General features: G+C 69.0%; 15 protein-coding genes. 9 read left to right on the top strand and 6 right to left on the bottom strand.

Going from position 1 to position 14,163, the window contains the following annotated elements; genetic code table 11:
• Positions 1–188: 188 nt before the first annotated feature.
• The gene (locus tag Mterra_RS12535) at positions 189–2,180 is read right to left on the bottom strand and encodes a protein kinase domain-containing protein (RefSeq protein WP_119315490.1); all 1,992 of its coding nucleotides are present in this window, start codon (positions 2,178–2,180) and stop codon (positions 189–191) included.
• Positions 2,177–2,935, bottom strand: coding sequence for a PP2C family protein-serine/threonine phosphatase (locus Mterra_RS12530; protein ID WP_119315489.1), 759 nt, complete (start codon positions 2,933–2,935; stop codon positions 2,177–2,179). Before Mterra_RS12530 ends, Mterra_RS12535 begins: the two co-directional genes overlap by 4 nt.
• Positions 2,936–2,959: 24 nt before the next feature.
• Here Mterra_RS12530 and Mterra_RS12525 point away from each other — a divergent pair, with 24 nt between their 5' ends.
• The 7 genes from Mterra_RS12525 to Mterra_RS12495 all read left to right on the top strand — a co-directional run bounded on the left by Mterra_RS12525 (position 2,960) and on the right by Mterra_RS12495 (position 8,179).
• Complete coding sequence (locus tag Mterra_RS12525) at positions 2,960–4,744, top strand: hypothetical protein (protein ID WP_119315488.1); 1,785 nt, start codon at positions 2,960–2,962, stop codon at positions 4,742–4,744.
• Between the two features lie 35 nt (positions 4,745–4,779).
• Positions 4,780–5,991, top strand: coding sequence for an MFS transporter (locus Mterra_RS12520; RefSeq protein ID WP_119315487.1), 1,212 nt, complete (start codon positions 4,780–4,782; stop codon positions 5,989–5,991).
• A gap of 16 nt (positions 5,992–6,007) precedes the next feature.
• On the top strand, positions 6,008–6,322 hold the full coding sequence (locus Mterra_RS12515) for a YbaB/EbfC family nucleoid-associated protein (RefSeq protein WP_119315486.1): 315 nt from the start codon (positions 6,008–6,010) through the stop codon (positions 6,320–6,322).
• 80 nt (positions 6,323–6,402) lie between these two features.
• A complete protein-coding gene (gene recR, locus Mterra_RS12510; protein WP_119315485.1) occupies positions 6,403–7,020 on the top strand; it encodes a recombination mediator RecR in 618 nt (205 codons plus the stop codon).
• A 184-nt stretch (positions 7,021–7,204) separates the two neighbouring features.
• A complete protein-coding gene (locus Mterra_RS12505; RefSeq protein ID WP_027892677.1) occupies positions 7,205–7,537 on the top strand; it encodes a roadblock/LC7 domain-containing protein in 333 nt (110 codons plus the stop codon).
• Positions 7,538–7,568: 31 nt separating this feature from the next.
• Positions 7,569–7,922: a roadblock/LC7 domain-containing protein gene (locus Mterra_RS12500; protein WP_027892676.1), complete on the top strand. Its 354-nt coding sequence runs from the start codon at positions 7,569–7,571 to the stop codon at positions 7,920–7,922.
• Positions 7,919–8,179: a DUF3467 domain-containing protein gene (locus tag Mterra_RS12495; RefSeq protein WP_027892675.1), complete on the top strand. Its 261-nt coding sequence runs from the start codon at positions 7,919–7,921 to the stop codon at positions 8,177–8,179. Before Mterra_RS12500 ends, Mterra_RS12495 begins: the two co-directional genes overlap by 4 nt.
• Before the next feature lie 256 nt (positions 8,180–8,435).
• Here Mterra_RS12495 and mobA read toward each other — a convergent pair whose 3' ends face one another.
• Positions 8,436–9,002 (bottom strand): molybdenum cofactor guanylyltransferase, encoded by a 567-nt coding sequence (gene mobA, locus Mterra_RS12490; protein ID WP_119315484.1) that lies wholly within the window; start codon positions 9,000–9,002, stop codon positions 8,436–8,438.
• Between the two features lie 130 nt (positions 9,003–9,132).
• Between mobA and Mterra_RS12485 the strand changes: the two genes are divergently transcribed.
• Positions 9,133–10,716: a sensor histidine kinase gene (locus Mterra_RS12485; RefSeq protein ID WP_119315483.1), complete on the top strand. Its 1,584-nt coding sequence runs from the start codon at positions 9,133–9,135 to the stop codon at positions 10,714–10,716.
• A gap of 66 nt (positions 10,717–10,782) precedes the next feature.
• On the opposite strand, the gene hslO is transcribed toward Mterra_RS12485, so the two are convergent.
• Entirely contained in the window at positions 10,783–11,709 is a 927-nt protein-coding gene (gene hslO / locus Mterra_RS12480) for an Hsp33 family molecular chaperone HslO (RefSeq protein ID WP_119315482.1), read from the bottom strand.
• Between the two features lie 131 nt (positions 11,710–11,840).
• On the opposite strand from hslO, the gene Mterra_RS12475 reads away from it, so the two are divergent.
• On the top strand, positions 11,841–12,356 hold the full coding sequence (locus tag Mterra_RS12475; protein WP_119315481.1) for an HNH endonuclease: 516 nt from the start codon (positions 11,841–11,843) through the stop codon (positions 12,354–12,356).
• A 517-nt stretch (positions 12,357–12,873) separates the two neighbouring features.
• Here the strand turns inward: Mterra_RS12475 and Mterra_RS12470 are convergent.
• Positions 12,874–13,200, bottom strand: a complete 327-nt coding sequence (locus tag Mterra_RS12470; protein ID WP_119315480.1) for an AzlD domain-containing protein — start codon at positions 13,198–13,200, stop codon at positions 12,874–12,876.
• Positions 13,201–13,213: 13 nt separating this feature from the next.
• A complete protein-coding gene (locus tag Mterra_RS12465; protein ID WP_119315479.1) occupies positions 13,214–13,921 on the bottom strand; it encodes an AzlC family ABC transporter permease in 708 nt (235 codons plus the stop codon).
• Between the last annotated feature and the right edge of the window lie 242 nt (positions 13,922–14,163).

Below are 14,163 nucleotides of genomic sequence, written 5' to 3'. Positions count from 1 at the left end.
CTCCCCGCCCGCGGGGAGGGTTTATCCCCCCCAGCCCCCCTTGTTAAGGGGGGTAAACAAAGGGCGTCTTGCGTCTTGCGTTTGGCGTACGACGCAGGACGTGCGTTTGGCGTCTTGCGTTTAGCGTTTTGCGTACGACGTACGACGTACGACGTACGACGCCCGCCCCGCGCCCGGCTACCGACGACCTAATCCCTCGGCTCCTCCGGGTTGAACCACAAGTCCATCCCCCGCACCGCCGCGTACACCTCCAGCGGCGCCAGCGGCGTGCCGTTCTCTTGGATGCGGTGGATGCGGTTGGCGCCCCGGCGCACGGCGTAGATGATGCCCTCGTGCATGCGCATCTCGACCAGGCTCGAGGCGTCCTCGCCCTCGAGCACGGGCAGGGGGTAGGAGGCCACGATCTGGCCGTCGAGGCTGACCTTGCGGATCTTCTGGCCGTCGGCGTCGTAAACGAGAAGGTGTTCGTCGGTGGTGGTGCCTAGACCCCCCAGCAGGCGCAGCTCGGCGGTCTCCTTGCTGCGGCGGAAGGCGTAGCGCGAGAGGTACTCGCCCTCGAGGCTCAGGCGCTGCACCTGGCGGTTGCCGTAGTCGAGCACGTAGAGGTAGTGCCGCCCGGCGATGAGCATGCGCGGGGTGTCGAAGGTGCCCTTGCCGCGCCCGGCCTCCCCGAAGCGCTTGAGGGGGGTGCCGGCCAGGTCGAACTTGGTGATGCTGCTGGTCTCGGCGTCGAGCACGTAGACCGCCTCCTGGCTCGCCGCCACCGACACCGGGTAGAGCACCTCCCCGAACTTCATGCCGTAAGGCGCGATGGAGAGCTTGAGCTCGCCCTCGGGGCTGAAGCAGTGCACCAGCCGCACCGCACCGCCGCCGAACTCGTAGAGGCTGATCCAGAAGTCGCCGTTGCCGTCAACGGCCACCGCCAGGGGGGGCGAGGGGAACATGCCCCGGCCGCTGCCCACGCCGCTCCACATGCGCGCGAGCACGCCGTCGAAGGACATCAGGCGCAGGGTGCCGCGCTTGGCCTCGACCGCCAGGCCCAGGTAGAAGGGGGCCACCAGGCCGGGGTTTTGCTCCCACTTTCCCGAGAGCACCTCGAGCACCTGGTCGAGGCCCGGGCGCTTGGCCGGGTCCTTCTCGAGCATGCGCTGGATGATGTCGGAGAGGGCCTGGGGCACCTCGGGGTTGACCTGCTTGGGCGGGGTGGGCATCTGGAAGATCTGCTGGTGGATCACCGCCTCGTAGCCCCCCTGGAAGGGCGGCTGGTGGCAGACCGCCTCGTAGAACACCACCCCCAGGCTGTAGATGTCGCTCTTGTGGTCGATGCGCTGCCCCTTGGCCTGCTCGGGGCTCATGTAGACCGGGGTGCCGATGCGCGCGCCGGTGATGGTAAGGCGGGTGAGCACCTTGCCGGCGGCGATGCCGAAGTCCATCAGGCGCACCCCGCGCGGGTCCACGTCGCCGTTGGCCTGGATCGCCCCGCGCAGCACCATGATGTTGCCGGGCTTGATGTCGCGGTGGATGATGCCCTGGGCGTGGATGTGCTGCAGGGCCTCGGCCACGCGGGCGATGATCTGCACGGTGGAGCGGACGGAAAGCCGGCGGTTCTCGATCAGGCGGTCGAGCCCCTCGCCGTCGAGGAACTCCATGGCGATGAAGTGGGTGTCGCCGACGTTGCCGTGGTCGAAGACCTTGACGATGTTGGGGTGGGAGAGGTGGGCGAGCACCTCGGCCTCGCGGTGGAAGCGCCGCACGAAGCGGGTGTCGCCCACGTACTTCTCCTGCGGGATCTTCAGCGCCACCATGCGCCCGTCGCCGCGGGTGCGGGCCTTGTAGACCGTGGCCATGCCGCCGATGCCCACCTTGTCGAGGATCTCGTAGGTGCTCTCGAGGCCCATCCCGCCCTGGATCACGGGGGCCGGGCGGCTCTTCTCGGCTTTGCCGCGCCTGGGCCTGGCCGGGCGGCTCACCGGCGCCGGGCGGTCGAAGTTGAATCGGGGCAGCAGCGCCCCGGTGAAACCCAACAAAGCCAGGCTAGCCAGCACCCAGGGCTGGGCCCCGAGCGCGGCCAGGGCGACCAGCAGCAGGGCCAGCAGCACCGGCTGCAGCCAGCTCGCCCGCAGGCGCAGCGCCAGCGCCGAGGTCAGGCCCACCAACAGAATTCCCAGCAGCACACTCATCGATACCTCGCCGCGATCACGGTGATGTTGTCGTTGCCCCCGCGCACCAGGGCCCGGGTCACCCAGTCCTCCAGCGTCGCCCGCAGGTCCTTGCCCAGCTCCCACTCCTCCGGCGGCACCAGGCCGTACAGCCCGTCGGTGGCGAGCACGAAGACCTCGCCGGGCGAGAGCGCGAAGGGGGCGATGTCGAGGCGGATGTCGTCGAGGCCTAAGGCCTGGGTGAGCATGTGCCGCCAGGGGTGGGCCTCGGCCTCGGCCTCGGTGAGCACGCCCTGGCGCACCTGCTGCGCCACCCAGGAGTGGTCCTGGGTGAGCTGCACCCACTTTCCGCGGCTGTAGCGGTAGGCCCTCGAGTCGCCGATGTGCCCGATGGCGCCCCGGCTGTTCCACTCGCTGATGAGGATGGCGGTCATGGTCGTGCCCATGCCCTTGCGCTCGGGGTGGTTAATGCTTTGTTCACGGATGCGGCGCTGGGCGAGCTGGAAGGCCTTCTCCACCACCCGCTCCAGCGGAACCACCGGGCGCCCGCTATCGATGAGCCCGGCGTACGAGCGCACCGCCTCGGTGATCCCCTCGATGGCCAGCTTGCTGGCCCACTCCCCGGCCTCGGTGCCGCCCATGCCGTCGGCCACGGCCAGCAGGGCCAGGTTGCCCAGGCGCGAGGGCACCACCAAAGCCCGGTGGAAGTCCTCGTTGAGGCTTCGCTTCCTGCCGATATTTGATTCGGTGGCTATTTCCAGCCTGGAACCCCGCATCTCGGGCCTTATAATACGCCACAGATGGAAGCGGGCCTGGTCGAATTAGTCGATCTCTTCGAATACAAAGTGGCCGATCTGCTCGAGGGCCGGCCCCCCAAGGGGGGCCGCTCGAGCGTGATCCGCCTGCGCCAGATCCTGCTGCAGAGCAACCTCCCCCCCACCCTCGCCCGCCGCTTCCGCCAGATCGACGCCGAGTACCGCAGCTTGCGGGGCCAGCCCGAGGAGCACCCTCCCGCCGTCGAGCCCGACCTCGACGGCATCGTCGTCGTTGACGAGCCCGGCCACGAGGCCCCCGAGCAGGCCGTGCTCGAGCAGTTCGCCGAGGCGGTGTACTGGCAGCGCACCGCCCGCGAGATCGCCCGCCAGATGCGCCACTTCACCACCGGCAAGCGCGAGGCGCTGCGCCTGACCTACGCCCTGCTGCAAAACCTCGAGTCCTACGCCGCCACCCCCCACTTCGCCCAGGACTATAACCTCTCGCGCCTGGAGGTCACCCACCCCATCCCTGCCTACTCCGACCCCCTGGTGCGCCTGGAGGACACCGAGGTCGGGCGCAACCTGATCCTGGAGTTCGTGCGCGAGGCCTACACCCTCTCCGAACGGCTCCATCTCCCCTCCGAGGAGACCCTGCCCTACCTGCGCCGCTTCGCGCGCCGGGTCATCGACCAGGGGCTGGCCCTGCGCTACAGCGGGGGCAAGGGCATCTCGCAGGAGGTGCTGCGCCGCAGCCTCGAGGAGGCCCGCCGCCACAACCTCACCGCCACCCAGATCCGCGCCCTCGAGCAGCGCCTGCGCGAGCAGAGCCTGGAGGACCGCCGCCTGGCGATGGTCATGGAGCAGGACCGCCAGGCCTTCGCCGCGGCGGCCGAGCGGCTGCTCGAGCTGCTGAAGAAGCTGCTGCCCCACCCCAAGGGCGACGCCCAGCTCCCCCACCTGCCCGCGCAGATCTGGCTGGGCCTGGACCCCAAGCTCAGCCTCGCCGCCATCCCCGACGACCCCGCCGGCCTCACCGTGCGGCTGATGCCGGGCTCGTTCAAGGCCTGGGACACCGAGTTCACCGTGACCCAGGCGGGGAGCGAGTTCAGCCTGGTCATCGGCGGCAGCGAGTACCCCCTGAGCGAGGCCGAGCCGCTGGCCGTGCCCTGGGGCGGCTTCGAGCTATGGGCCATCCGGCGCGGCCAGTACGCGCACCTGCGGCTGGAGACCCGCGGCGAGGCGTTGCTCTCGACCCTGCTGGCCGAGGGGCGGGTGCTGGCCTACCTGCTCCGGCCGGACCAGTCCTTCGCCTACCTGCGCCTGCTGCGGGCCTTCTCCGCCCGCCTCAAGGGCCCCATCACCTACCACGACTTCACCCCCGACAAGGCCACCCGCTACCAGGAGGCCTCCCCCGAAGCCCTGCAGGACTTCGCCCGCAAGGGCCTCGAGGTGGTGCGCGCGCGCCTGGAGCGCTCGGGCGAGTGGCGCCCCCTGCTGCTGGAGGTGGGCGAGGCCTTAGGGCTCACCGAGGAGGCCGGGCTCATCGGGCACGAGCTCGAGGACTGGCTCAGCCAGCGTTCCGACAGCCAGACCCAGACCCACAGCCTCGGCAGCACCACCCTGAACGACGGCCCCAGCAGCCTCCGGGTCGGCTCCGTCGTGCTGTCGTTGCGGCAGGAGGGCGACGCGGTCTACGTCTCGGCCCCCGGGGCGGCCGCACGGCGCCTGAGCGACCTGCTGGTGTGGCACCTGCCCGAAGGCAGCGCGGTGCTGGCGCGGGAGGGCCCCTGTGTCGCCCACACTTTCGTCGCCTTCGGCGGCGGTGTTTGAGTTAATTCCGAGCGAGCGGGTATACTGACCCCCAAATGCAAGGGGTGCTGCACCTCCCCCACTTCCGCCGCCTTTTCCTGGCCGCGCTGGTTTCTCAGGCGGGGAGTCGGATGCACCGGGTGGCCCTGCTGGCGTTCATCTACCTGCTGACCAGCAACACCCTGTGGGTGTCGCTCGCGCTCGTCGTCAAGCTGCTGGCCTCGGCGGTGGTGGGCCCGCTGCTGGCCCCCTGGGCCGACACCCAGAACCGCAAGATGCTCATGGTGCTCAGCGACGTGGGCCGGGCCTTCTTGACGCTGCTGATCCCCTTCCTGGGCGTGAACTCCCTCCCGCTGCTGCTGTTGCTGGTCTTCGGCATCGAGGTGCTCAGCAGCCTCTTCGACCCGGCCTCGCAGGCGGCCATCCCCGAGCTGGTGCCCGAGAACAAGCTCGACAGCGCCAACAGCCTGATGCTCTTCGCCGCGCGCATCTCGGAGGTGGTGTTCGTGGGGGTGGCCGGGGTGCTGGTGGCGGCGGTGGGCGCGCAGTTGGTGTTCCTCCTCGACGCGCTGAGCTACCTGGTCTCGGCGGTGATCCTGCGGGGCCTTCCCGACCTGCCCGCGGCCGGGGGCGGGGGCCAGAGCTACTGGAGCCGTGCCCGGGAGGGTGCCGAACACCTGCTGAAGAACCCGGCCATCCGCCGCACCGTGACCACGCTGTTCACCGCCGCGTGCTTCGGCTCCGTCGAGGCCACCCTGGGCATCGTGATGGCGGTGAAGGTGCTCGAGGTGGGCACCCCCGGCTTCGGCGCGATGGAGTCGGCGCTGGCGGTGGGGGCGGTGCTGGGCACCCTGCTGGTGCCGCGCGTCGTGATGCGCTTCCGCCGCGAACAGCTCTTCTTCGGCGGGCTGATCCTCTTCGGGCTGTTCGAGGCCTCGCTGGGCGTGTGGCCGGTGTTCGCCTGGGTGCTGATCGCGCTCTTCTTCAGCGGGGTCTTCAACCAGGTCTTCATCGTCCCGGCCCGCAGCATCATGCAGAGCCACACCCCAGGACCCCTGCGCGGGCGCATCTTCGCCGCCTTCTTCGCCGTCATGGACACGGCCGTGATCTGCGGGGCGCTGCTGGCGGGGCTGCTCGAGCCCGTCATGGGCGCGCCGGGCGTGTTCTTGCTGGCGGGGGTGATGGTGAGCGGGGTGTCGGCGCTGATGCTCCTGACCGGGGGCATCCCCAGCCCAAAACCTCATCCCAGCGCCCAGCCCCGCCTATAATGCGGTGGGAGGCACGATGAACCTTCAGAAACTCATGAAAGAGGCCCAAAAGGCCCAGAAAAAGGCGGCTGAAGTCCAGGAGAAGCTCGGCCAGATGACCGTGACCGGCTCCGCCGGGGGCGGGCTCGTCGAGGTCACGGCCACCGGCCACGGCCAGGTCGTCGGCCTGAAGCTACAGGCGGGCGCCGTGGACCCCGGCGACCTCGAGGCCCTCGAGGACCTCCTGCTCGTCGCCATCCAGGACGCCCAGAAGAAGGCGCAGGAGCTGCAGGAAAAAGAGATGAGCCGCGAACTCGGCGGCATCGGCCAGATGCTGGGGGGGATGTTCTAAGAAGGCGGATGGCTTATAGCTGATGGTGAATAGCTCACCCTCAAACCTTCGGCTATCGGCTATCGGCTATAAGCTTCCTTATGCGCTACCCTGAACGCCTGCTCAAACTCATCCGCGCCCTCTCCGGGCTGCCCGGCGTGGGCCCCAAAAGCGCCCAGAAGCTGGGGCTGCACCTCGTGCAGCAACAGGACGCGGCCAAGGAGCTGCTCCAGGCCCTCGAGGCCGCCCAGAGCCTGCACACCTGCCCCGTCTGCGGCAACCTGGCCGAGGAGGAGCTGTGCCCCGTCTGCACCGACCCCGACCGCGACCGGCAGACGATCTGCGTGGTGGAAGGCATCAACGACCTCATGGCCCTCGAGCGCTCGGGCGAGTACAACGGGCTCTACCACGTGCTGGGCGGGGCGCTCAACCCGCTGGAGGGCGTGGGGCCCGAGCAGCTCAACCTCGCCAGCTTCTTCAAGCGCCTCAACAGCGACAGCCGTGAGGCGCTGGGGGCCGAGGTGCGGGAGGTGATCCTGGCGACCTCCATGACCGTCGAGGGCGAGGCCACCGCCGGCTACCTGGCCGAGCAGCTCGCCCAGCGCGGCATCGCCGCCACCCGCCTGGCCTACGGCCTGCCGGTGGGGGGCAGCCTCGAGTACGCCGACGAGGTCACGCTGGCCCGCGCCCTGGAGAACCGGCGCCGGCTGGCCGAGTGAGCCCGGCTCTGGGGATGTGCAATTGCGCCCGGGCGGCGTCGGGGCCTGTGTTACGCTGGTCAGGTATGGTGACCTGGACACTGCCCCCTGAGAGCGGTTCCCGCGAAGGCCCCTCCCAGCGGGTCGTGCTGGAGAGGGCAGGCCGGCCGCTCGGCCGGCCCTCCCCGCGTTGGGAGGCCGAGCCATGAAGATGCTGGAGAGCCTGGTGCCGCTGGGCGTACGCCGCGCGGTCCTCACCGGCAGCGACGGCCTGGTGATCGAGAGCGTGGGCCGGGGCGGTCCCTCCGCCGAGATCCTCGCGGTCGAGCTCGCCAACCTCACCCGCGCCCTGGGCAACACCGCCCGGCAGATGGGCGGCGAGCTGCGCCGCTTCACCCTCGCCACCGACGACCAGGAGATCCTGGCGGTGGTCTTCGAGGGCTACTGCCTGGGGGCCTTGCTCGAGCGCGGCGGCGACCGCAAGGGCGTGGGCAACGAGCTCTCGAGGCTGGCCCTGCGCCTGGCCGAGCAGATGTGAGCATCCCCCGCACGGGGCTTGAGGAGGACACGTGCTACAAGAGGTTTTGACCGAACTCCAGGCGGTGCGCGGGGTGCTGGGCTCCGCGCTGGTCGCCGAGGACGGCTTCGTCGTCGAGAGCACCCACAGCGAGGGGGGCGCCGACCTGGATTTTCTGGGGAGTTCCGCCTCCACCGCCCTGGCCTCCGCCCGCGCCCTGTCGCAGGAACTGGGCCGCGGCGAGGTCGAGGAGGTCATGGTAGAGTACCCGGAGGGTCCGTTGCTGCTGGTGCCGCTGGCCCAGGGGTATCTGCTGGTGGTGCTGCTGGACTCCATGCAGAGCCTTGGGCGGGCGCGCTTCCAGCTCAAGAAGAGCATCCCCCGCCTGAAGGAGGCTTTATCGTGAACGAGTTGCGCCTGGACATTGACAAGGAGACCGCCATCGGCCGCTACGCCAACCTGGCCCTCCTGGCCCACACCAAGAACGAGTTCTTCCTCGACTTCGCCACCCTGCAGCCCCAGGGCGGCGCGATGGTGGTCTCCCGCATCATCACCAGTCCGCAGCACGCCAAGGCGCTGCTGCGCAGCCTGGCCGAGAACATCGCCAAGTACGAGGAAAGCCACGGCCCCATCCCGGAGCCGGTGGCCGAGAACCAGGCCTGAGGCGGGCTTCCTGCGGAAGCCAATAGCTAATACCGGATTCAAAAAGATAATCATCCAACCCAGAACCCTGGAGGCTGTCTTTTTGGACCCTAGAGCACACCCCTCCCTGACGGTCGGCGAAGAAAGCGTCTCCGTTCGGTGACGAACTAACCGAATCGGGTATAATAGCCGATAGCAAAGCACGCCAGACGCAGAAGCCTTGCGTCTGGCGTCTTGCGTACGTCACCACGCGCGTGGTTCACCGCCACCGCCCGGCTCAGGGCTTGGGGAGGTCTTCGGTCTGGTTGGCGTTGAGGAAGAGCCGGGGGCCGAAGCGGGCCTCGAGCCCTTCCCAGGGCAGGACGCGGGCGGGGTGCTCCTCGAAGAGCGACCGCAGGCGCAGCCTCCCGGTGTCCAGGCGGTGCCCCAGGTCCTCGAGCAGGCTGCGGTGGTAGAGCGCCGCCAGGGGCTCGGGGAACCCCGAGGCCGATGCCCCCGCCACCAGCCGGGCGGAGGGGTCGGCGTGGGCCTGCTCGAGCAGCCACCCCCAGTACCCCCGGCCGAGGAACGGCAGGTCGCAGGCCGCCACGGCCACCCACTCCCGCCGGGCGTGGTAGAGCGCCGTATGAACGCCCGACATCGCGTCGCCCCCCGGCTTCACGTCGGCGTGGACCGGCAGCCCGAACTCCGGGTAGGGGCGGTTGGACACGATGAAGCGCTCCGCGGCTCCGGCGAAGCTCTCGAGCACCCACGCCATCAGCGGCCGCCCCTGGTAGACGAACCGCGCCTTGTCCTCCCCGAAGCGCCGGGACTGCCCGCCTGCGAGTACGGCTGCGCTGAACACGGTTAGAGTGTACGTCGAACGCCGGGGGCGGGTCGTACGCAAAACGCCGAACGCGAGACACGAGACGCTCTGGCCCTCGACCCTCGACACAGTGGCTAAGATCCCCCTGCCTTTCCTGTACCCTATCGCTGTGGAAGCCGTTCCCAGCCTCTACCGGCTGATCAAACTCGCCCGCGTCGTGCTGCCGCTGCTGATCGCGCTGGTGGTGGTGGTGTTCGAGCTGGCCTTGCGCAGCGACCAGTACGACCAGACCTTCTGGATCCACCTGGGCTTTTACGGGCTGGTGGGGCCGCTGGTGACCTTCATGACCCTCGAGTGGATCGCCCTGCAGGTGCTCGAGCGCGAGCGCGCGCAGCAGGGGTTGGAGCAGGCCAACCGGCGCCTGGAGGCGGTGGGGCAGGTGACGCGGCAGGCCCTGAGCGCGGAGAACCTCGAGGACGGGCTGCGCAAGGCCGCGACCCAGCTCGCGCAGGCGGTGGGCGGGGCGGTGCAACTGACGCTCGAGGGCGTGCGGGCCAGCACCCCGGACTTCGGCCCCGCCCGCGAAGCCCTGCGCTTCGAGCTGCCGGGGCTGGAGGGGGTGCTCGAGGTGCAATTGCCGCGCCGGCCCACCGGCGAGGACCTCGACTTCCTGAGCCTGCTCGCCAGCGAGGTCGCGGGAGCCTTGGGCAACGTGCTCTCGCGCACGCGCGACCTGCTCACGCTCTACGAGGTAGACGAGGCGCTGCGGGCCGAGGCCAACCTGGACAAGATCCTCGAGCGGCTTTTGGACCGCATCCTCTCCTGGGCCTCGGCCGAGGAGGGTGCGGTGCTGCTGCTCGACGAGGAGAACCTCCTGAAGTCGCAGGTGCGCCGGGGCCTCGACCTGCCCTCCTACGCCTTCCTGCCCGAGGGGGTCTGGCAGGGCGCGCTCGAGGCCCCCACCTTCGTGCAGGAGGACCTCCTGGCCCTGCCGCTGCGCGAGCAGGAGCCCGTAGGGGTGCTGGTGGTCAAGGCCGAGGGCGAGAACCTGCGGCAGAAGCTGCCCTTCCTGCGCTTTTTGGCCGCGCAGGTGACGCTGGTGGTCCGCAACGCCCAGGCCTACCTGCGGGCCGAGGAGCTCGCGCTCGGCGAGGAGCGCAACCGCATCGCCCGCGAGATCCACGACGGCATCGCGCAAGCCCTGGCCTTCATGGCCCTCAAGCTCGACCTGGCCGAGCGCCTCCTCAAAGCCGACCCCGAGCGGGCCCTCGCCGAGATCGCCGTGGTCAAGGAGACCCTGCGCTCGCAGATCCGCGAGGTGCGCCGCAGCATCTTCGCGCTGCGGCCCATCGACCTCGAGCGCTACGGCTTCCTCGAGTCGGTGCGCCGCTACGCCAACGCCTTCGCCGAGCAGGCCGGTTTCCGCGTGCGCCTCGAGCTCCCCGAGCAGCTCCAGCTCTCCCCGGCCTCCGAGCTGGTGTTCTTCCGGGTGCTCCAGGAAACCCTCACCAACGCCGCCAAGCACGCCCGCCCCTCGCTGGTGCACGTGCGCCTGAGCCCCCTGGGCGAGCGCGGGGCCAGGCTAGAGATCCGCGACAACGGCAAAGGCTTCACCCAGGACCAGAAAGCCGGCGGCCTCGGCGGCTTCGGCCTCACCCAGATGCGCGAGCGGGTCGAGGCTCGAGGCGGCCAGTTCGCCGTGGTCTCAGAGGTCGGCAGCGGGACCACGGTACAGGCAGAGTTGCCGTACTGAAGCCGTCAGCCGTCGGCCCCCGGCGTCTCGCGTTCGGCGTTGGGCTATTGACCCCTTCCAGCCCACCTACGCCTTCGGGATGCCCCGTGTCTCTTCCTCGCTAAGGGGGAGCGAGCGGATTTCCTCGGGCGTGATCTGGTACTTGTGGCCGCACCAGTGGCACACCACCTCGGCGCCGCCGTCCTCGGTGATCATGTCCTCGCGCTCCTGGGAGCTGAAGTAGACCAGCGAGGCCGTGGCCCGCTCGCGGGTGCAGCGGCAGCCGAAGCGCACGGGGATGTGGCCTTCGTGGAAGCCCACGACCGAGAGGTCGGTGGGGTCGTAGGCGAGGCCCTCGAGCAGCGTCTGGACCGTGCCCTCGAGGCCTTCCGAGAGCAGCAGGTCGGTGATGCTGAGGCGTCCGGCCAGGTTGGTCTCGAGCCTGCTGATCACGGCGTCGGGGCAGCCGGGCATGACCTGGATCACCACGCCCCCGGCCACCTGCACCTCCCCTCCCCCGTGCACGCGCACCCCCAGCAGCAGCGCCGAAGGGATCTGCTCGGACTGCCAGAGGTAGTGGGCCAGGTCTTCGGCGATCTCGCCCGACACCAGCTCGATGCTCGACTCGTACAGATCGCCGCTGTTGAGCGCGCGGGCCACCTTGAGCTCCCCGCGGCCCACCACCCCGCCCACGTCGAGCTTGCCGTCGGAGCGCAGCGGGAGTTCGGCCGTGGGGTTCTTGACGTACCCGCGCACTAAGCCGTCCGGGGCGGCCTCGACGACGGGGCCGCCCACCGGCCCGTCGCCCTGGAATTGCAGGGTGATGCGCTCCTTAGGGGTCTTGGAGAGCAGGTAGGTCAGGAGCACCACGCCCGTCAGGGCACGTCCCAACGCGGCGGTGGGGGTTTCGGAGAGGCCGTGCCGCTGGCGGGCCTCCTCCACGATATCGGTACTTTCAACGGCCAGCACACGCAAATTGCCTTCGGCAGCCAGCCCGCGAATCAGGCGTCCCATACCGCTCTATGGTAGCGGTCCCGGGCCAACAGAAAAGGAGACAGTGCAGATTTCCCTTCCCCCTCGAGCCCCCGTCCCCACATGGTGAGCCTGGCTGTTGGCTCCTGACACGAATGCGGTATCTTGTAAACATGAACCTAGACCTGCCGCGCATTCTGGTGCTCAACGCTGGCTACGAGCCGCTGGGGCTTGCCAGTGTCAAGCGGGCAGTGATCCTCGTCATGAACGGCACCGCCGACGTGGTCGAGGAGAGCGGTGAGTTTCTACGAACTCCAGGGCAGCCCTACCCGGTTCCGAGCATCATCCGCTTGAAACGTCTGGTACGCCGCCCTCCGGGGCGGCTGCCGCTTAACAGGCGCAACATCCTGCGCCGCGACGGCTACACCTGCCAGTACTGCGGTCGCCGCGGGGGCGAGCTGACCATCGACCACGTGCTGCCCAAGAGCCGCGGCGGGCGCAGCATCTGGGAAAACCTCGTCACCGCCTGCCGCAGCTGCAACCTGCGCAAGAAGAACCGCACCCCCGAGGAGGCCAACATGCGCCTCGCCAAGCGCCCCATGGCCCCCCGCCACAGCCTGCTCCTCGTCGCCGACCTGCCCAAGTTGCCGGAGGCTTGGAAGACGTATCTGCCGGAGATGGATCACTAGGCGGGGAGTGGGTCGGGCGTAGGGTGCTGAGGGCTGAATGTCGATGGTTGATGGCCGATAGCTGATAGCCCAACGCGGGTCGTACGTCCTACGTCCTACGTCGTACGTCGTACGTCGTACGTCAAACGCAAAATGCCAAACGCAAGACGCAAAACGCGAGACGCCTTGTTCCCCCCTTAGCAAGGGGGGCTGGGGGGGATACCCCCTCCCCGCACGCGGGGAGGGACGGGGTGGGGTAAACCACGAGCCAAGAGTCCTTGGCCTTCCGCTGACCGATTACGCCTTATACCGGATTCAAAAAGATAATCATCCAACCCAGAACCCTGGAGGCTATCTTTTTGGACCCTAGAGCCCACCCCTCCCTGACGGCCGGCGAAGAAAGCGTCTCCCTTCCAAGGGGCGGTATCGCCCTCCGCTACGCGGATAACTTCGGCCGGCCGCCCCGCCAAGGCGGGGCGGCGTCACCGTTCGGTGACGAACTAACCGAATCGGGTATTACCGCTTCCCGGCCTCCCTCTCACAGCCCTAGCGCCTGCAACGCCCACAGGGCTAGCATTCCCGTCACGGTGGTCCAGAGGACGTTTTTGGTGCGCCAGGCCACGCCTGCGGCGACTACGGCGGCCAGAAGGCGCTCGTTGGAGAGGGTGAGTTGCAGGGTTGCGCCGTAGTAGACCAGGGCCTTGCACACCAGCGCCGAGAGCACGGCGGCCGGGACGTAGCGCAGGGCCCGGCGGAACCACTCGGGGGTCTGCATCCGGTGGGCGTAGCCGATGAAGGAGTAGCGCAGGCAGAAGGTCACCACGCCCGCCAGCAGGATGGTCGTCCAGATCATCAGTTCGCTCATGCGGTCCGCCTTCTCAGGCCGAGCGGCTGCGCTCGAGCCACATCCCCGCCACGATCCCCGCCAGCGAGGCCACGATCAGGCCGAGGTTATAGGGCAACGTCGCCGCGAACATCGCCGCTAGACCGCCGACCAGCGCCGCGGCCGCCGTAGGCCGGTCGCGGATCGAGGCGAAGACCATCGCCATGAAGGAAAGCGGGATGGCGAAGTCCAGCGACCACGAGGGCGGGACCTTGGCCCCAAGCCACGCGCCGACCCACACGGCCCCCTGCCACACCACCCAGGTCAAGGCGGAGCCGGTGATGTAGTAGGCCCAGCGCGGCAGGGGGCTCGAGAAGCGCTCCTCCCGGAAGCGGTGCAGCGACAGCGCGTAAAGCTGGTCCACCATGATGTAGGCCCCCACCACCTTCCACGTCCTCTTCCAGTCGGCCAGGAGCGGGGCGAGGGAGGCGCTGTACATGAGGTAGCGCAGGTTGACCACGGCGACCGTCAGGACCACCACCAGCATGGGCGAGCCGGAGTCCATGAGCTGGTAGGCCGCCAGTTGCGCGGCGCCCGCGAAGAGCACCACGGACGAGGCCATGGTCTGCAGCACGCTGAGCCCGGCGCTCACGCCCGCCGCCCCGGTGATCAGCCCGAAGGGGACCACCCCCAACAGGCTCGGCCACACGTCGCTGATGCTCTGAGAAGCTGCGCTTTGCGCGTGCTCTTTAAGCAAAGCCATGAACGAAAGTTTACCGCAGTTGGCCGGCAGGGGTATACGCCGTATGTCTTACGCCGGATGCCGGGTTATGCCGAATGTTGAACGTCGGTGGTCGATAGCTCATAGCCGGGCGCGGGTCCTACGTCGTACGTCCTACGCCGTACGCCGTACGCAAGACGCAAGACGCAAGACGCAAAATGCCTTTTCTTTACCCCCCTTAACAAGGGGGGCCGGGGGGGGATACCCCCTCCCCGCCGGCGGGG

The organism is Calidithermus terrae (assembly GCF_003574345.1).
In the GTDB taxonomy this organism is placed as follows: Bacteria; Deinococcota; Deinococci; order Deinococcales; family Thermaceae; genus Calidithermus; species Calidithermus chliarophilus.
This window is presented reverse-complemented; position numbering and strand designations above follow the sequence as displayed.